General features: G+C 70.4%; 12 protein-coding genes. 2 read left to right on the forward strand and 10 right to left on the reverse strand.

Translation table 11 applies throughout. The annotated features are described in order from the left end of the window. Genes OHA19_RS03880 through OHA19_RS03910 form a run of 7 tightly spaced genes read right to left on the reverse strand, consistent with a single transcriptional unit; the run spans nucleotide 1 to nucleotide 11,593 of the window. Nucleotides 1-2,274 carry a M20/M25/M40 family metallo-hydrolase gene (locus OHA19_RS03880; RefSeq protein ID WP_405719939.1) on the reverse strand — a complete coding sequence of 758 codons (2,274 nt, stop codon included), beginning with the start codon at nucleotides 2,272-2,274 and terminating at the stop codon, nucleotides 1-3. Then, nucleotides 2,271-4,025, reverse strand: coding sequence for a non-ribosomal peptide synthetase (locus OHA19_RS03885; protein WP_405719937.1), 1,755 nt, complete (start codon nucleotides 4,023-4,025; stop codon nucleotides 2,271-2,273). The genes OHA19_RS03880 and OHA19_RS03885 overlap by 4 nt, the downstream gene beginning before the upstream one ends. Next, nucleotides 4,022-7,366 carry an amino acid adenylation domain-containing protein gene (locus OHA19_RS03890; RefSeq protein ID WP_405749398.1) on the reverse strand — a complete coding sequence of 1,115 codons (3,345 nt, stop codon included), beginning with the start codon at nucleotides 7,364-7,366 and terminating at the stop codon, nucleotides 4,022-4,024. The genes OHA19_RS03885 and OHA19_RS03890 overlap by 4 nt, the downstream gene beginning before the upstream one ends. Beyond that, nucleotides 7,363-8,178 carry a class I SAM-dependent methyltransferase gene (locus OHA19_RS03895; protein ID WP_405719933.1) on the reverse strand — a complete coding sequence of 272 codons (816 nt, stop codon included), beginning with the start codon at nucleotides 8,176-8,178 and terminating at the stop codon, nucleotides 7,363-7,365. Before OHA19_RS03895 ends, OHA19_RS03890 begins: the two co-directional genes overlap by 4 nt. An 11-nt stretch (nucleotides 8,179-8,189) precedes the next feature. Next, nucleotides 8,190-9,266 carry an ornithine cyclodeaminase family protein gene (locus tag OHA19_RS03900; protein WP_405749400.1) on the reverse strand — a complete coding sequence of 359 codons (1,077 nt, stop codon included), beginning with the start codon at nucleotides 9,264-9,266 and terminating at the stop codon, nucleotides 8,190-8,192. Between the two features lie 60 nt (nucleotides 9,267-9,326). Next, nucleotides 9,327-10,556, reverse strand: a complete 1,230-nt coding sequence (locus OHA19_RS03905) for an MFS transporter (protein WP_405719929.1) — start codon at nucleotides 10,554-10,556, stop codon at nucleotides 9,327-9,329. A gap of 2 nt (nucleotides 10,557-10,558) precedes the next feature. Beyond that, nucleotides 10,559-11,593: a pyridoxal-phosphate dependent enzyme gene (locus OHA19_RS03910; RefSeq protein ID WP_405719927.1), complete on the reverse strand. Its 1,035-nt coding sequence runs from the start codon at nucleotides 11,591-11,593 to the stop codon at nucleotides 10,559-10,561. 505 nt (nucleotides 11,594-12,098) lie between these two features. Between OHA19_RS03910 and OHA19_RS03915 the strand changes: the two genes are divergently transcribed. Continuing rightward, nucleotides 12,099-14,129, forward strand: a complete 2,031-nt coding sequence (locus OHA19_RS03915) for a transglycosylase domain-containing protein (RefSeq protein ID WP_405749402.1) — start codon at nucleotides 12,099-12,101, stop codon at nucleotides 14,127-14,129. Between the two features lie 11 nt (nucleotides 14,130-14,140). Beyond that, complete coding sequence (locus OHA19_RS03920) at nucleotides 14,141-15,427, forward strand: hypothetical protein (RefSeq protein WP_405749404.1); 1,287 nt, start codon at nucleotides 14,141-14,143, stop codon at nucleotides 15,425-15,427. Nucleotides 15,428-15,505: 78 nt separating this feature from the next. On the opposite strand, the gene OHA19_RS03925 is transcribed toward OHA19_RS03920, so the two are convergent. The 3 genes from OHA19_RS03925 to OHA19_RS03935 are packed head-to-tail and all read right to left on the reverse strand — an operon-like array spanning nucleotide 15,506 to nucleotide 18,265. Next, nucleotides 15,506-16,543, reverse strand: coding sequence for an ABC transporter substrate-binding protein (locus OHA19_RS03925; protein ID WP_405719921.1), 1,038 nt, complete (start codon nucleotides 16,541-16,543; stop codon nucleotides 15,506-15,508). Nucleotides 16,544-16,596: 53 nt separating this feature from the next. Further along, complete coding sequence (locus tag OHA19_RS03930) at nucleotides 16,597-17,460, reverse strand: ABC transporter permease (RefSeq protein WP_405749406.1); 864 nt, start codon at nucleotides 17,458-17,460, stop codon at nucleotides 16,597-16,599. Beyond that, nucleotides 17,450-18,265 (reverse strand): ABC transporter ATP-binding protein, encoded by an 816-nt coding sequence (locus OHA19_RS03935; protein WP_405719917.1) that lies wholly within the window; start codon nucleotides 18,263-18,265, stop codon nucleotides 17,450-17,452. Before OHA19_RS03935 ends, OHA19_RS03930 begins: the two co-directional genes overlap by 11 nt. Nucleotides 18,266-18,465 lie beyond the last annotated feature (200 nt).

The raw sequence follows: 18,465 nt of genomic DNA on the forward strand, positions 1-18,465 counted from the left end.
TCAGGCCCGCGTCCGCAGTCCGGCCAGGAGTTGGTAGACGGTCTCGGTGCCCTGTCGCAGTGCTTCGACGCCGATGTGTTCGTCCGTGCCGTGCATGCGCTTGAGCATGTCCCGGTTCACGGTGAACGGGTACATGCCGTACACGGGTACGTTCTGTTCCCGGAACGGCACCGCGCTGGTGACCGCCTCGAACTGGCAGGCGGTAGCCCGTACTCCGGGGTGGGTCCGGCGTACAGCGCTCTGCCAGGCGCGGAAGACGTCCGTGTCGTAGTCGGAGTCGGGTGTGGCCAGATAGCCGCGCAATCGGTCCAGGGCCTGCCGCTCGCTCTCGCCGGGGTTTCCGACCACACTCAGAGTCGCCCGGTTACCGATCAGCGAGCGGAGCTCGGCGACGATGCGTCCGGGGTCATCGGCCCCCGGCAGGAAGGCCGCCCGGAACTCCGCGGTCGCGGTGCCCGGCACGATGCTCGGGTAGTAGCCGGACTGGGCGGAGGTGAAGGCGAGCGTGGTCCGCAGCATCGCGTTGTGCAGCTCCGGGGTCTCGCTGAGCCGCACCACCGCTTCCCCCGCCCGGTCCCGCCGCTGGTCCGTGCGGGCTGCCAGCATCTCCCGGAGCGCCTCGGCGAACGGCCGGTCGGTGGTGGCCTCGGCCAGTTCGGCGAAGTACTGCCGGGACAGCGCGTTCGGGCGGATGTGGGCACGCCACCCACCGAGTTGGTCGAGCACCTCGCCCAGCCGGATCACCGCCTGTCCGCTGAACGGCTTGGAGGTGTGGGTGGCGTACGACGCGGTCTCCAGACGCAGCAGCAGGGAGCGCTTGTCGTTGCAGGTGAGCGAGGCGATCATGGGCGTGGTGCCGTCGCGCTGGTTGAGTACCCAGCCGCCCTCGGTGATGACCGCGCCCGCCGCCACCTTGCCCGGGTGTTCCGTGAGGAACCAGCGCACGCCGTAGGGGCCCTGTTCCTCGTCGCAGTCGGACCAGAGGACGATGTCACGGTCGAAGGCCGCTCCCTCGCGGACATGGCGCAGCAGAGCGGCGACGAAGGCGGCGTTGACGCCCTTCATGTCCAGCGAGCCGCGACCGTACAGTTTGCCGTCCTTGATCTCCGCGGCGAAGGGGTCCGTCTCCCACCTGTCGCCGATTGCGGGTACCACGTCGGAGTGGCCGAGCAGGATCAGGGGCTTCTTCGTGATCGGTCCGCTGCCGGGTACGCGGGCGAAGAAGTGGACGTTGCCGTCTTTCGGAGTGGGCACGATCTCGGTTCCGACTCCGGCATCCCGGAAGATGCCCTGGAGCATCCGGGCGAACGGCAGGGTGACCGCGCCGTCGCCGGGGTTGCTGGTGTTCTGGCGGATCATGGCGACGGCCAGGGCCACGGGGTCGGTGGGATCGCCGTCGAAGGAGGCTCCGCCCGTCCCCGTCGGCGCGTCGGCCCGCGCCGCAGGTGACGCCGATGCCACCGCGCCGAGGCCCAGCACCGTGGACGCGACGGCCGTCGCGCCGGCACCGAGCACGGAACGCCGTGACGGCCGGGTTCCGGGAAGTCCGTCGAGGCAGGCGGAGATGACCGCGGCAGGATTCTCCTGGTGGGCGTAGTGACCGCCCCCGACGGACTTCAGGGTGCATTCGCCCCGGGTCCACTCGGCCCAACGGCGCACGGTGACCTCGGGCACGTGCGGGTCGTCGGTGGCCCACACCGCACGCAACTCGACCTGCGGAACGGTTCCCCGCCGGCCGTCGTACCGGGCGGCCAGCCGCAGATCGGCGATGACGGGAGGCAGCAGCACCTCCTCGAACTCGGGGTCCGCAAGCAGCTCCGGGTCGGTCAGTCCGGTTCCGGCGACGAAGGCACGGGCGTCCTCGACGGTCACGTCCTCGCCGCGGCCGTGGAAGTCGCCGGGGCACTGTCCGGCAACGGCGCACAGCCGCGTGACGGGCACCCCGGCGTCGAGCAGCCGGCGGCAGGTCTCGTACGCCAGCAGGGCGCCGAGGCTGACTCCGATCAGTACCAGCCGTCGCCCGCCCAGTAGTTCGCGTGTCCCGGCCGCCACCGCGTCGGCGTAGGCGGCCATGTCGGTGACGGGCTCCTCGTCGACGCGGGTCCCGCGGCCCGGCGGTGCGACGAACGCGAGGGTGGTGTCCTCGGGAGTCAGGCCCCGCCAGCTCGCGAACGTCGAGCCGTGGGCGCCGGTGGGTGCGAAGCAGACGGCGAGGGTACCTGTGCCGGCGCCCTGCTGCTGCTCGCCCGGCACGGTCAGCCATGGGTCGTTCATTTCTGCTCCTCCTGCTGGATCTCGCGGCACAGGGCGGCGATCGCGGTGACGGTGGGTGCGCCGAGGACGCGGCGCAGCGGCACGCGGCGGCCCGCCGTCGCCGCCAGCCGGTTGGCGAGCCGGACGGCGAGCAGGGAGTGGCCTCCGGCGTCGAAGAAGTTCTGGTCCGCCGATGCGGGCGGTGCGCCGAGCAGTTCCTGCCAGAGCGCGGCGACGGCGGTCTCGGTGGCGTCGGACGGGGTGAATCCGGCCACCCGTTCCTGACCGATGCCTGCCACGAGTGTGCCCAGGGCGGTGCGGTCCAGCTTGCCGTTGGTGCTCAGCGGGAGCCGCGGGACCTGCTGGATGCGGGCGGGCAGCATGTAGTCGGGCAGCCGGTCGCGCAGATACGCGCGCAGTGCGGCGGCACCGGTCTCCTCGTCGGCGGTGACACAGGCGACGATGCGTGTTTCGCCGTCCTCGGTCTCCGCGTAGGCCCCCGCGTCGGTGACGTCCGGTGCCTTGCGCAGGGTGGCCTCGATCTCCTCCAGCTCGACGCGGTAGCCGCGCACCTTGATCTGATTGTCGGCGCGTCCGGTGATCTCCAGCACGGAGTCGGGGAGTTGGCGGCCACGGTCGCCGGTGCGGTAGTGCGGGACTCCGGCGTCATCGGTGGTGAAGCGGTCCTCGCCGTCGCCGCCGACATAGCCGAGGGCGAGTGGTGGTCCGGAGACCCACACCTCGCCGGTCACACCGGCCGGGAGGCGTCGGCCGAGCCGGTCACGGACCGAGAGCGAGGCGCCCGCCACGGGGCTGCCTACTGGGACGCGTTCGGCGTCGGCGGGCAGCCGGACGGTGTCGTAGGCGGCGACGTTGGAGGCGGTCTCCGTCATGCCGTACAGGTTGAGCAGGGTGGTGTCGGGCCAGACCTCGCGGAAGCGCAGGACGGTTTCCACGGGCAGGGTGTCGGCGCCGCTGGTGACCAGCACCGGGCGGTGCCCGTCGGGGCGTCCGGCGCACTCCTGGAGCAGTCCGGCGATCAGCTGCGGGGTCAGGAAGAGATGGGTGATCCGTTCCTGCTCGACGGCGGCGGCGAAGAGCACCGGATCGAGGAGCTCATCGGTGGCGAGCACGACGGACGGGATGCCCTTGAGCAGTCCGCCCAGCAGTTCCCAGGGCGAGGCGACCAGTGCCAGGGACTTCTGGACGGCGAGCACCGCGTTCTCGGGGAACGGGTGGTCCTGCCACATCCACTCCAGCCGGCCACGGACCGAACGGTGGCTGATGCGTACGCCCTTGGGGTTTCCGGTGGTCCCCGAGGTGTAGACGATGTGGAACAGCGCGTCCTCGTCGGGCTCCTGCTCGGGGGCCTGGTGCAGCGGGCCGTCGGCCAGGGGTGCCAGTGTGACTCGGGGGGCGTCCAGGGTGGGGAACTGGTCGAGTCCGGGCTCGGCCAGCACGCAGTGCGGCCCGGTCTCCTCCACCATCCGGCGCTGCCGTCGCACGGGTATCGCGGGGTCCAGCCCGAGGTAGGCGGCGCCGGTCTTCAGTACGGCGAGGACGCCCGCGACGGCGGCGGGGCCGCGCTGGGCGGCGAGCGCCACCAGCGAGCCCGGACCGGTGCCCTTGGCGGTGAGCCGGGCGGCCAGCCGGCCGCTCCATTCGTCGAGTTCGCGGTAGGTGACGCTGGTGCCGGTGTGGCGCAGGGCGACGGCCCGGGGGTGGGCCGCCACCTGCTCGGCGAAGCGTTCCAGCAGGGTCGGCGTGGTCATCGGTGATCGTCTCCGGGCAGCAGATCGAGGGAGCGAACGGTGGTGTGCTCGGCACGCTCCGGGTCGGTGAGGGCCCGGAGCGCGATCAGGGTGGATTCCAGTACGTTGCGGGCGGCCGGCGCGTCGAGCAGCTCCCGCTGGTAGGCGTACTGGAGGAGCAGTCGGCCGGGGCCGTGCGGCTGGACGTACAGGGCGCAGTCGTACTTGGTGTAGCCGGTGTCCAGTTCGACGAAGCGGAACCGGACGTCCGACGCGGTGGTGGCGCGCGCCGGGTAGGGAAGCATGTTGAGCATGGTCTGGAAGACCGGGGTCGCCGATGAGCTCCGTGAGGCGGCCGGAAGCCGCCGCAGCGTCCAGCCGAAGGGGTGCTCGGCCGCGGCGTAGGCGTCGTACACCGTCTCCCTCACCTGTGCGGTGAACTCCGCGAGGGTGGCGGCCGGGTCGATGTCCAGGCGCAATGGCAGCATGGCGAGCACGAAAGCGGGCACATCGGCGGTCTCCGGACGCTCCCGCCCCGCCATCGGAGCGCCGATGATCACGTCGTCGGCGTCGCTGTAGTAGCTCAGGGCCAGTGCGTAGGCGGCCAGCAGCGGTACGAACACGGTGGCGGACGCGGCCAGCGCGGTGTCGCGCAGCCGCCGGGACAGCCGCTCGTCGAGGACCGCCTCGGTGATCTCGCCCCGATAGGTGGGTGCGGCGGGCCGCTGCTTCTGCGCGATCTGGAGGACCGGAAGCCCGCCCGCGAGCCGCCGCAGCCAGTACTCCCCCGCCGCGGCCACCTCCTCGGTGGCCAGCCGCTCGGTGAGGTGGTCGAGATAGCGGTCGTAGCGGGTGGCGCGTTCGGGGTCGGGCCCGGCGGGCCGCTGTTCGTAGAGTTCGGCCAGGCGCTGGAACAGCACGGTCGCTCCCCAGCCGTCGAGGAGCAGTTCGTGCATGGTGACCAGGAGCCGGTGCTGCCCGTCGGGCAACCGGAACAGACGGGTCCGCAGGGCCGGTTCGGTGAGCAGGTCGAAGGGCCTGGCCGCCTCCTCGGCGGCCGTCGCGCGAAATGCGTCCGCGGTGACGTCCCGGGCGCTGCCGGGCAGCGGCACTTCCCAGTGCGGGTAGTGGTGCACCACCTCGTGCACCACCTCGTGCCCCACTTGCTGCGCCGATTCCTGCCCGTCCGCCCCGTCGGTCCCGTCGTTCTCCGCGAATCGGGCGAGGAGCAGTGGATTCTCGGCGAGCAGCAGCTGCCAGGCCCGGGCCAGCCTTGCCACGTCGAGGGGTCCGTCGAGTTCCAGGGAGCCCTGGTAGCTGTAGTAGGGGCTGAGCGGGTCGAGCCGCCAGTGGAAGTAGACGCCGGCCTGCTGCGGGGTGAGCGGCCGGGTGCGCGGCGTGTCGTCCCGCACCGCCTCCGTGCGGGCACCGGGCGCGGCCCTCCGTTCCTGGCCGAGCGCGGCGAGCGCGGCTGGGCTGCCGTCGCGCAGCACGTCACGCAGGCCGGCGGCCGATCCCGTCCCGCGAAGGGCGGCGACCAGCCGCATGGCCAGCAGCGAATCGCCGCCCAGCTCCAGGAACCTGTCGTTCCTGCCGACCCGTCCGGTGCCGAGGAGCCCGGCGACGGCGTCCGCGATCGCGGTTTCCGCCGCGCCGCGCGGCGGGGCGTACGGGCGCGTGTCGGGGCGGCGGCGGCGCGGTGGTGCCGGCAGGGCCTGGTAGTCCGTCTTGCCGTTGCGGGTGAGCGGGAGCCGGGGCACGACGACAAAGGTGTGCGGCACCATGGGAGCGGGGAGCCGCTCGCTCAGATGCGCGCGCAGTGATTCCTCCGTCGGCTCGTCACCGGAGGCGGCGACATACGCGACGAGCCGGGGTGGCTGCGCCGCCACCGGAGTGTGTGAGCTCTCCCGGGCGACCAGGGCTCCGGTGTCGTCGGGGGTATGGACGGTGACGGCGCAGGCGGTGATCCGGGGGTGGTCGCCCAGCACCGCCTCGATCTCGGCGAGCTCCATGCGTACGCCGCCGAGCTTCACCTGCCGGTCCACCCGGCCCAGGTACTCCAGTTGGCCGTCCGGCAGTGCGCGTACGGCGTCCCCGGTGCGGTAGAGGCGTCCGCCACCGGTGCCGAACGGGTCGGTGAAGAAGGCGAGAGCGGTGCGCTCCGGGTCACCGAGGTAGCCACGGCCCACGACGAGTCCCCCGACGAACAGCTCCCCCGTCTCCCCGTGCGCACAGGCATGCCACTGCCCGTTCTCCTCGCGCAGTACGTACAGTTCGGCATTCCCGATGGGCGAGCCGATCGGCAGATGGCGTACTCCGGCGGCCGGAGGACCGAGTTCGGCATGGGTGACGTCGTCCGAACACTCGGTGGGACCGTACGCGTTGAGCAGCCGGATGCCGGGCAAGGTGTCGTGCCACCGTCGGGCCAGCGCGGGTGGCAGTTCCTCGCCGGTGGCGATCATCCAGCGCAGCGCGCCGGGCCGGATTCCCGCGCTCTCCTGGGCGTCGAGCAGGAAGCGGATCAGTGTGGGTACGGTCTCCAGCACCGTGGTTCCGCGTCCGCGCAACGCCTCCAGCAGCAGGGCTCCGTCCTGTGCCTGCTCGTCGGCGAAGATCTGGACCCGGCCGCCGACGAGCAGCGGGGCGAGCATCTGCCATACGGAGATGTCGAAGCTCAGCGGTGCGGTCTGGGCCAGCCGGTCGTCCGCGGTCAGCCCCAGATCGTCGATCTTGGCCCAGAGGTGGTTGAGCATTCCGCGGTGCTCGACGATCGCGGCCTTGGGCCGGCCGGTCGACCCCGAGGTGTAGAGGACGTAGCGCACCTCGTCGGGGTCGGGCGACAGGGTCCGGGAGTACGAAGCATCGGCCGGTTCCGGTGTCGTGGTGGGTACGCCGGCCGCGCGGGCGCCCTTGACCAGTTCCCCGGTGTCCGTCGGCGCGCCGGTGGCCAGCATCAGTGCCGCGCCGCTGTCGGTGAGCAGGGATTCGACGCGTGCGGCGGGCCAGCTCGCATCGACCGGCAGGTAGACGGCGCCCAGCAGCTCCAGGGCGAGGAAGGCTGTGACGACGTCGGCGCCGCGCCGCCCGCCGACCGCGACGATCTGCCCCCGCGAGATCCCGGCGGCCGCCAGCTGCGCGGCGATGCGGCGCATCAGGTCGGCCAACCGGCCGTATCCGAGGGACTCTTCGCCGTCTTCGACGGCGGTCCGGTGGGGGTGTGCGGCCGCGAACCGCTCGACGTAGGCATGGACCCCTTCCCCCAGCTCGTACGGTTCGTGGCGGCTGAGTGCCGCGGCGACGGCGCGCTCCCGCGCCCCGTCGGCCAGCGGAAGGCGGGGGTAGTGCTCGGGCAGGCCGGTCACCGGCCCGCCTGCTTCTCGGCGATGACCAGCAGGTACTCGACCGGTACGCCCGTGCCGCGCTCGTCCGTGGTGTGGAATCCCTCGGTCATCTCGACCATTTCCGCTCGCAGTTCCTTCCATCGCGAGGGCGGCGAAATGGTGTTCCTCGCCGCGATGCAGGGGCCGAAGCAGTTCTCGAAGAAGGAGACCAGGTCCTCGGCCGCGTCGAACGGGTAGAAGAGTTCCCGGCGTTCGGAAACGACCGTGAAGCCGGGGCCGAGGAGTTCGGCGAGGTAGTCCGGCGATCCCCACAGCATGGGCTGTCCCTGATGGCCGTTGGGCGAGGGGAAGTAGGCGGAGAGGATCTCCTGGAAGTGCGCGGTCCAGCTGCGCGCCGTCCAGTTGCACATGCCGATGCGGCCGCCGGGCCGCAGTACCCGGGCCATCTCCCCGCTCGACGCGGCGTGGTCGGGCGCGAACTGGATCCCGTAGGTGGAGGTCACCAGGTCGAACGATGCGTCGGTGAAGGGGAGTTCCTGGGCATCGCCCCGTCGCAGCTCCACCTGGACGCCGGCCCGGGCGAACCGTTCGCGTGCGTCGGGGAAGAACTCGTCGGTCAGGTCCAGCCCGGTGACGACGCAGCCGCGCAGGGCGGACAGCAGCGCGACGTTGCCGTTGCCGGTGGCGACATCGAGATGGGCGGTGTCCGGCGCGGGGGCCAGCCGGTCGACCAGCTCGACGGCGCCCGGCCGCAGCAGATCGGCGACGTGCCGGTACTCGCCGTACGACCACATGGTCCGGTTGATCTCCTGGATGTTCTGATCGATCGTCATGCGTATCCCCCTCAGAGCGTGAGCCGGGCGCCGAGACCGGCGGCTTCGGCGCGGGCGTGGATGCGGTCGGCCACGGCGACGTCGAGGATCGACATCCCGAACGGGTTGCTGATCACGATCTCGTCCTGGTCGCGGCGGCCCGGGTGCCGCCCGGCGAGCACATCGCCGAGCGTGCCGTCGACGCGGCGGGCCCCGGGCCGGGCGGTCACGCCTTCCCGCGGGGTGCCCTCGGGGCCGAGCAGGGTGCCCGCCCGGTGCATCCGGCCGAGCAGCCGTCGCGGGTCGTCACGGACCAGGCTCCAGTCGTCGACGATCACCGCGTCGGCCGAGAGCACGGCCGCTTCGGTGAGGTCGTCCAGCGAGACATGGCAGACGAGCGCGCCGGGCAGCAGCCAGTCGGGCTCGATGTACCCCTGGGTCACCGTGGTGACGGGCACGACGAGTTCGGCGCCCCGCACCGCCTCGCGCGGTCCGTCGGCGACCACTGTCTCGATGTCCGCCGCACCCGGCAGCGAGGCGATGTGGTGGGCGACGGACTTCGCGCGGTCGGACGCCACGTCGTACAGCGCGATGCGGCGCAGGGTGGGCACGGTACGCAGCAGCAGCAGCGCGATGTGCGCCTGGGCGAGGGCGCCGCAGCCGAGGAGTGCGAGCCCGCGCGGTTCCGCCACCGCCAGATGGCGCACTGCGAGAGCAGTCACCGCCGCGGTGCGCATCGCGCTGATGTAGGCGGCCTCCATCAGGGCGAGGGGGCGGGCGGTCTCCGGGTCGAGGAGCAGGGTGAAGCCCTGGGAGCGGGGTATTCCGCGCCCTGGGTTGCCGATCGAGGCGTTGATGGTCTTCATGCCGATGACCGGCGGCCGCCCCTCCTGGACGAGTGCGCCGGGCATGGCCAGCAGCCTGGCCGAGTCGCCTTGCGGGGTGGTCCAGCCCAGGTAGGCCTCCTCGGGAAGCTCGGACCGACCGGCGGAGTGCAGCCTGAGCGCCTCGGCCACCGTCGCCACGATGTCCACGTCGCGGGCGGCCTCGATGACGTCCGCGCGGGTCAGATAGCTGAAGTGGCTGTCGGGGTATTGCTCGAAGTCCATGACGGGCGGGGCTCCTTGGCGAGAGGGGTCGGTTGCGGTGGGGACGACGCGGGAGCGGGTTCAGCCGCCGGGGGCGTGTGCCGCGCGGAGCATCACGAAGGGGACGAGCGCACCCAGCAGCAGTACACCGGCAAGTGCGATCCAGCCGGCCGTGCCGAGGGCAAGGACGACGCCGGTCATCAGTACCGGGCCCGCGACCCGGTTGGCCACCGTGCGGCTGGTGTTGAACAGCACCAGGTAGGCGCTGCGCGCTCCTTCCGGTGCCAGGTCGAAGGAGAGCGTCCACGAGGCGCCGACCTGCAGCAGCTCGGCGAACGTCAGGAGGACGACGGCCGAGCCGAGCACCAGCAGTGCCTCCCGCGCCCCGAAACCGGGCGCGGCGGCGAAGGCCAGGGCGCCGCAGCTGAGGAGCAGGGCCGCACCCGCGTACGAGAGCCAGGCCCGGCGCGTGGTGCTGTAGCAGCGGTTGAGGGGGTACTGGAGGGCGATGCACAGCACGGTGTTGACGGCGTACAGGATGCCCACATAGCGCTCCGGTACATCCGTCTCGGTGACCAGCCACAGCGGGAAGGCCACATTGAGCACCGGCATCCAGAGCGACACCAGTGCGTTGTACGCGGTGAAGCCGAGTAGTCGGCGGTCCTTGAGCAGATCCGCCACCCGGGCGCTCGCGACCGCCGTCGCCGTCTCCTCCTCCCGCCGCGCGGTGGCGTACACGGCGGCCACCGCCACGTAGGCGACCGCGCCACCGACCAGCAGCGGCCTGAAGGCTCCCGGCGTGCCGGAGCCCAGGGCGACTCCGGCGATCAGCCCACCAAGGCTGATACCGAGGTTGACGACGGTGCGCTGCACGGCCATGACCTTCGCGCGCAGGTTCTCCGGGGCGCGCGCACCGACGTACGACTGGACCAGTGGGGGTGAGGACTGCTCGGTGACGGCGATGACGGCGACCACGAGCAGAAAGCTCCACCAACCGTCCACCCAGAGGTAGCCGACGGTGGCCAGTGCGCGCAGCAGCATCACACCGATCAGCACCGGCTTCGGCCCGAAGCGCCCGGCCAGCCGGGCGATGGGCACGGCGGCGGCGATGGCGACGACCCCGCCGATGGTCAGACCGGTGCCGACGGACGAGGTACTGAGATGGGCGACCTTGACGAAGTAGATGGTCGAGACGGCGAGGAAGAGGCCCGTGCCGGTCCATTCGATCAGCGTGGCGCCCTGCACCAGCGGCAGGTACTGCCGGTGGCCGGGGCGGGTCCGCTGCCGGTCAAGGGTGGTGCTGGTGCCCATGTTCAGTGCTCCTGGTGCTTTCGGTCGAAGAAGAGTCCTTCGCTGCGCAGTCGTTCCACGGCGGAGGTGATCTCTTTGGCGACACCCTGTTCGGTCGCCCAGTTGTCGCAGTAGAGGGTGTCCCGGTATTTGGCGCCGCCGTCCGCGGCCAGGCAGACCGCGAGCCGGCCGTCCGTCCCGGCCTCGTCCTGATCGGTCAGCATCGCGCGCACGGCGCAACCGCTGGAGCCGCCGAGTGCGAGCCCGATGTCCTCGGCGATGATCCGGCAGACGGCGATCGCCTCGATGTCGTCGACGTGCACCGCGCGGTGGTAGCTGTGCGACGCACTCAGGAAGACGGACGGGCGGCTGGCTCCGATGCCCGGGACCAGGCGCCGTCCGCCGCTGCCCGAAACGGCCAGTGAGCCGCGTACGTCCACGGCGACCGCGGCGACGTCGGGCCGGTGCTCGCGCAGATGGGCGCTGATGCCCGCGAGGGTGCCGCCGGTGGAGACCGGTATGTACACCGCGCCGAGCTCCGGTCCCGCCTGCGCGGTGAGTTCGGGTCCGGTGGTGTGCCGGTGGATGTGGGGCGCGGCCCAGTTCTCGTACTGGTCGGGCCAGCGGTATCCGGGGTTGTCCGCACACAGCTCGCGCACCCGGCGCAACCGGCTCAGCAGGTAGCCGCCCAGGCCGTCGGGTTCGTCGACGACGATCACCCGCGCTCCGCTGTCCGCGAGCCCGCGACGGGTGGCGTGCGGGGTCTTGAGATCGACCACGGCGAGGAAGTCGCAGCCGAGCGTCGGCAGCAGCCTGGCCAGGGCGAGGCCCAGGTTGCCCGAGGTGGATTCGACCACCACGGTGCCCGGGGTGAGCGGCCGTTCGTCGTGCAGCGCCCGTAACAGTCCTACGGCGCTGCGGTCCTTCACCGATCCGGTGGGGCCGTGTTCTTCGAGTTTCAGGCCCAGACGCCGCACCCGACCCCGGTGGGCGACGTCCAGGCGGAGTAAGGGCGTTGTGCTGAGGGCCCGCGCCAGGACGGGATTGACACGCGACACTGCTTCTCCCTGTGCGATGCGTCGTTCGACGATGGCGATGGGTCGACCGGCCGGCCCGGTTGCGTGCTCTCAGACCTTAGGCAGGTGGCCCCAGGTGTCACCACGACACTCTCACGCCCGCGTGTCACCGTTGGCCGGGAACGGCGCTTGACGTTCCCCTCGCTCTCGTCCCCCGGCCGCTGCCGGGCCCGGTGAAGTCGCGGTACCGGTCCGATGTTCCGGCGGGGTCGGCGCGCGAGAAGAATCGAATTGGCCGGTTCGGCACCGGGTGGCCCGGACTACCGGGCGGTCGTCGGCCGGGCCGCGAGGACGGAGTGAGCCGCCCGGCACCACCTCTCCCGGGGGCCTGTTATCTTTACGTGACTTCGCAACAGAACTCTCGGTCATGCTTTGGCCTTTGATCTGTTGGCGTCGATGTGCCGACGTGTGGCGGCGGACATTCAATGACCACTGCACGGGCACGGTCGCGGTCCGCGGCCGGCCCGGCCTGTCCTGGCTGGACGAAATGACACAGCACAACAGATTCAGCAGGGCGGCGCTGGCCGCACGAGCGGTGCTGATCCCGGGGACGGGGCGCCGGAAGCAGACGAAGCGCCCAATCGCCCGCCGGCTGCGCAGACCGGACTACCCACGCGCGGGACGGCGCGGCTGGCGAAGATGGGTTCCCTCTTGGCGGCTGGTCCTGGGCTCGGTCCTGATGTTCACCGCGACCCTGGCGACCGTGGTGGGCATCGCCTACGCCCGTACGGACATACCCGAGGACCTCAACGCCTTCGCCACCCAGCAGGACACCGTCTACTACTGGGCCGACGGCACGCCGATGGCCCGGACCGGCTGGGTGAGCCGCCAGGAGATGCCCCTGTCGAAGATCCCCGACCATGTCCGATGGGCCGTACTGGCGGCGGAGAACGCCGACTTCTACTCCGACCACGGCATATCGACGCAAGGGATCACCCGCGCGCTGTGGCGCACCGTCAGCGACGGTGACACCCAGGGTGGGTCCACCATCACCCAGCAGTACGTGAAGAACGTCTATCTGTCGCAGGACCAGTCCTTCTCGCGGAAGTTCACCGAGATGCTGCTGGCGGTCAAGCTGGACCGCCGCCTGAGCAAGGACAAGATCCTTCAGGAGTACCTGAACACCAGCTGGTTCGGCCGTGGCACCTACGGTCTCCAGCGTGCCTCGCAGGCCTACTACGGCAAGGAGGTCACCCAGCTCAACGCCAGCGAGGGCGCCTTCCTCGCCTCCTTGCTCAAGGGGGCCTCGTTGTACGACCCCGCCGTCAACCCCCGCAACCGTGAGCGGGCCGTCGAGCGGTGGCGGTGGACGCTGGACCGCATGGTGGAGATCGGCAGGCTGAGCCCGGCCGAACGGGCCAAGTACACCACCTTCCCCGAGCCGAAGCCCCCGCACCGGCCCAACAGCGCGGGCGGGCAGGACGGTTATCTCGTACAGCTCGCCGAGTCGTACGCCAAGCGGGCCGGCCACATCTCCGACGCACGCTTCGACCTCGGCGGCTACCAGATCTACACGACGTTCGAGAAGCCGCGGATGAGCGCCCTCGCCCGAGCCGTCCGCGATGCGCGCGACAAGCTCGATCCCAAGCAGCGCAAGGCCGACCGGTTCGTCCGGTTCGGCGCCTCGACCGTCGCACCGGACGGGCGGATCCTCGCGGTGTACGGCGGACCGGACTTCGAGCGGCAGGCGTTCAACGAATCCAACGCGGGTACCGTCCCGGCCGGTTCGGCGTTCACCCCCTTCGTCTACGCCGCCGGCCTCCAGCACGGCGTGACGCACGAACGCAACGGCCCGCGCTCCACCGTCACACCGGCGACCGAGTACGACGGCGACGACGACATTCCCGTCATGACACCCGAAGGCCCCTACTGGGACCGGAGCGGCAAGATGGTCAAGGGCAACAACGACGGCGACAAGTCCTTCGGCCGGATCAGCCTGCAGGAGGCCATGACGAAGTCCGCGAACTCCCCCTTCCTCCAACTCGGCATGGACACGGGCCTGAAGCTGGTCCGCAGTACGGCCGAGGCATCGGGGCTGCTCCCCGCCAGCTTCGGCCCGCCCGTCCCGGCGTTCGCGATGGGCAGCTCCACTCCCAGCGCCATCCGGATGGCCGACGCGTACGGAACGTTCGCGGCCCGCGGCGTGCACACCGATCCGTACTCGGTCCGCAAGGTCACCCGCAACGGCGAGCCGGTCCGGCTCGACCTGCCGCGGCCCAGGCGCGCCGTACGGTCCGACGTCGCCGACGCGATCACCAGATCGCTCACCCGGCCCGACATGAGAGGGGTCGCACTGGCCGCGCCGGTCGCCGTCAAGGCCGGAACCACCGAGGACGACACCGCGCGCTGGTACGTCGGATACGGCCCGGCCGCGTCCACCGCCGTCGTCGTCTACCGCATGGACCTGGCCAAGAGCCTCGCGCCGCTGCCGCTCAAGGGGCTGGCCGGTGGCCCCGAGGACGACGGGAAGCTCCCGGCACAGATCTGGAACACATACACGGAAGCCACGACGAAGTGACGGATAACAGAGTGAAGTCCACCGCACACCGAATACGGGCCCGGCTCACGCCCCGCATCGTCCTGGGGCTCGCGGCATGTCTCGTGGTGTCGGGCTCCGCGGCCCTCGTCCCGCTACTGTCCGACGATGCCTCGGACGCCCGCACCCCACAGGAGGGCACGCGCACCATCGCCGCGCCGAAGCCGACCGCCCGGGAGCACCGCGGGGGCGGTGGAAGCACCGAGGAGGAGGAGTGGGACGGAAAGGTCAAGATCCTGGGGGACGGCTCCACGTCCTACACCGGCCCGCAGCCGGGCCAGTTGAAGGCCGAGCGGCTCAAGCCGGGTGAACGGCCGCCGCAGTTCGTGGTGTTCTCGTGGGACGGCGCGCTGGAGGGCGACGACCAGATGTTCTCCCGCTTCCGCCGTGCGGCGAAGGAGAGCAACGCGCACATGACGTTCTTCCTCACCGGCATCTATCTGCTCCCGAAGGAGAAGCGGGACCTCTACCGGCCGCCCCAGCACAAGGCCGGCGCCGCCGCGATCTCGTACCCGACACGCGAGCACATCCGGATGACACTGGAGCAGCTCGGCGGCGCCTGGCAGGAGGGCAACGAGATCGGGTCGCATTTCAACGGCCACTTCTGCGAGAAGAAGGGCGGTGGGGACTGGAGCAAGGACGAGTGGATCAGCGAGATCGGCCAGTTCTACTCCTTCGTGCAGAACTGGAAGACGAACACCGGCTTCAAGGACCTCGACCCGCTCCCCTTCGACCCCACCCGTGAGGTCGTCGGCGGGCGGGCACCCTGTCTGGAGGGCCAGAAGAACCTGCTGCCGGCGTCCAAGCCGTTCGGCTGGCGTTACGACGCGAGCTCCCCGGGCGACTTCCAGATCTGGCCGTCCAAGAAGAACGGCATCTGGGACCTCCCGCTGCAGATGCTGCCGTTCCCCGGCAAGGACTTCCAGGTGCTGTCCATGGACTTCAACTTCCTCTACAACCAGTCCAAGGGAAGCACCGAGGGCGATCCCACGAAGTACGAGAAGTGGCGCAAGGAGGCGCGGAGCGCGTACGTCGCGGGCTTCGACCGAGTCTTCCACGGCAGCCGCGCACCGCTGTTCATCGGGAACCACTTCGAGGACTGGAACGGCGGGATCTACATGGACGCCGCCGAGGACACGATGCGGGAGGTCTGCCCCCGCAAGGAGGTCCGCTGTGTGTCCTTCCGCGAACTGACCGACTGGCTCGACGCGCAGGACCCCAAGGTCCTCGCGCATTGGCGGACCCTCGACCCCGCCCAGCCCCCGAGCTGGAAGCACTAGCCGGCGCACCCTGGCGGCGCGGCTCCGGTTGCCGGGAGCCGCGCCGCCAGGGTGTGCGGGTGTCGTGGGCGGCGGCGGTCAGTTCGCCTTCTCGACGAACTCCGTCGTGTACGTCTTGGCGAGGTCCACCTCGGCGTTCTTCAGGTTCGGATTGAAGGCCTTCAGGACCCGCTCGACGGTGGCGGGGCCGTCCGCGGGCATGACGCCGTCCTTGGTGAACATGGGCAGTGTGCTCTTGATCGCCTGCGCGTACAGGGCCTTGCCGCCGCCCTGGGCGTAGTCGGCGGGCATCTTCGCGGCGATCTCGTCTGCGCTGTGCGTGGACATCCACTTCAGTGTCCTGACGAAGGCGTTGGCCAGCTTCTGGACGGTCTTCTTGTGGCTGTTGACCCACTCGGTCTGCATGTAGAGGCTGGACGAGGGGTAGAGCCCGCCGAGCGCCTGCTTGGAGCCCTCGGGGGTCCGCATGTCGATGAGGATCTTGCCGAGCTTCTTGTCCAGGATGGTGGCGACCGTGGGGTCGGTGGTCATGCCGCCCTCGATGGAACCCTGCTGGAGGGCGGAGATGAACGTCTGTCCGGCTCCGACGGCCACCGGTGTGAATTCGCTGGTCTTCACACCGTTGCTCACGGCGAGGTACTTCGTCAGGAAGTCGGTCGAGGAGCCGATGCCCGTGACACCGAGCTTCTTGCCCTTGAAGTCCTTCGCCGAACGGACCTCCCCCGCCGCCTCGTTGGAGACGATCTCGACCTCGCCGGGGGCCTGGGAGAACTGGACGACCGACTCGACCTGCTTGCCCTTCACCTGGAGGTCGAGGGTGTGGTCGTAGAAGCCCACCGTGCCCTGGACGTCTCCGGAGACCAGTGCCGTCTCGGCCTGGACGCCGGCGGGCTCGGTCAGGAGCTGGACCGACACCCCCTCGTCCTTGAAGTAGCCGAGCCGCTCGGTCAGCATCGCGGGCAGGTAGATGACCTTGTCCAGGCCCCCGACCATGATCTTGACCTTGTCGTTCTTGTCGCCGGAGGCCGAGGTGGAGTCGCCGCCACAGGCGGTGAGGCTGGTCAGGGCGAGTACGCCGACGACGGCGAGGGCCGGGATCCGGGTGGATGCACGCATCTGATTCACGTCCTTGTGAAGAAACATTCGGGGACAGTCGTGGTGACGGGGCGTCAGCGGGCGGTGTCGGCGTCGGCCGGCTTCCAGCGGAAGAGCCGCTTCTCCAGGAAGGTCAGCAGGCCTTCGGCCAGCAGCGCGACGATCGCGAGGACCACCATCGCGGCGTACACACCGGCGGCGTTGAACGTGCCCTGGGAGGCGGCGACCAGCAGACCGAGTCCCTTGGTGGCGCCGATGTACTCGCCGACGATCGCGCCGATGAGTGCGAAACCGAAGCTCACGTGCAGGCTGGTGAAGATCCACGAGGTGGCGGAGGGGATGACCACCTGAAGGGTGACCTGGCGGTTACTGGCGCCCAGGATGCGGGAGTTGGCGACGAGGTTGCGGTCGACCTCCCGTGCGCCCTGGAAGGCGTTGAAGAAGACGGGGAAGAACACGAGGACGACCGCGGAGGCCACCTTCGAGGCGGGGCCGAGACCGAACCAGATGAGGAAGATCGGCGCGAGCACGATCCGGGGCAGCGCGTTGAGCACCTTGATGTACGGGCCGAGGACATCTGCGGCGAACCGCACCCGGCCCAGCGCGATCCCGAGCAGCACCCCGGCGATCACACCGATGACCCAGCCGAGCAGCGCTTCGTAGAGCGTGTACCAGATCTGTTCCCAGAGGGATCCCTGGGCGGTTCCGTCGACGGCCCAGGTGCGGATCTGGTCCCAGATCTTCGACGGCATGGAGAAGTTGAACGGGTCGATGACCGCCGTACGGGCCAGCCATTCCCACAGTCCGACGACCGCGAGGAGCACCGCGATCCGGCTCGCCGTCACCAGGTACTTGCGGTTCCTGGCGGCCCTGGCACGGGCCCGGGTCCGCTCGGTCTTCGTCACGGGGGCACTCGCGGTGATGGTGTCAGGCGACATCGAGGGCACCCCTCTCGCGGGTGATGCGGACCTCTTCGCCGAGCGAGGACCAGATCTCCCGGTAGATCTCGACGAACCGGGGCTCCAGCCGCACCTGCTCGACCTTGCGGGGGCGGGGCAGGTCGATCTCGAAGACCTCCTTGACCGTGGCCGGTCCCGCGGTCATGACCACGACCTTGTCGGCCAGCGCGATGGACTCCTCCAGGTCATGGGTGACGAAGACGACGGAGGCGCCGGTACCGGCCCACAACTCCAGCAGCTCGTCCGACATCAGGGCCCGGGTCTGCACGTCGAGCGCGGAGAAGGGCTCGTCCATAAGCAGGATCTCGGGGTCGTTGACGAAGGTGGCCGCGAGCGCCACGCGCTTGCGCTGGCCGCCGGACAGCTGGTGGGGGTAGCGGTCCTCGAAGGAGGAGAGGCCGACCCTGGCGAGCCACTCCCGGGCCCGCTCCTTCGCCTCCGGCTTGGGCACGCCGCGGAAGCGGGGGCCCGCCATCACATTGGACAGCACGGTCCGCCACGGGAAGACCGCGTCCTGCTGGAAGACGAAGCCGACCTTGTCCCCGATGCCGCGCACCGGCTCCCCGGCCACCAGCACCTCGCCCTCGGTGGGCTCCTCCAGTCCGCTGACCAGGGTCAGCGTGGTCGACTTGCCGCATCCGGTGGGGCCCACCACGGCGACGAACTCGCCGCGCCCGATCGTGAGGTCCAGATCCCGTACGGCGGTGTGGAGCGCCCCCGACGGAGTCCGGAACGCTTTGCTCGCCCCCCGCAGCTCGATGGCGGGGCTCGATTCGCTTTTCATGGAGCGGGACGCTAGAGGCGCCCCGAGGACACGGGCACCCTTGCGCTCACAACCCCGGGTTCTGCCCATAACCCGGGGTTCTGTTCGTTCTGCTCGCGCTCCGGCAACGAATGCGCCACGAGGACTGGTCATCGACGACCGCGACGTTTACGTTGCGTTCACACGAGGACGAAACGGAGCATCATGTTCCTGGCAGGCGG

It is taken from the genome of Streptomyces sp. NBC_00012 (genome assembly GCF_045040875.1).
In the GTDB taxonomy this organism is placed as follows: domain Bacteria; phylum Actinomycetota; class Actinomycetes; order Streptomycetales; family Streptomycetaceae; genus Streptomyces.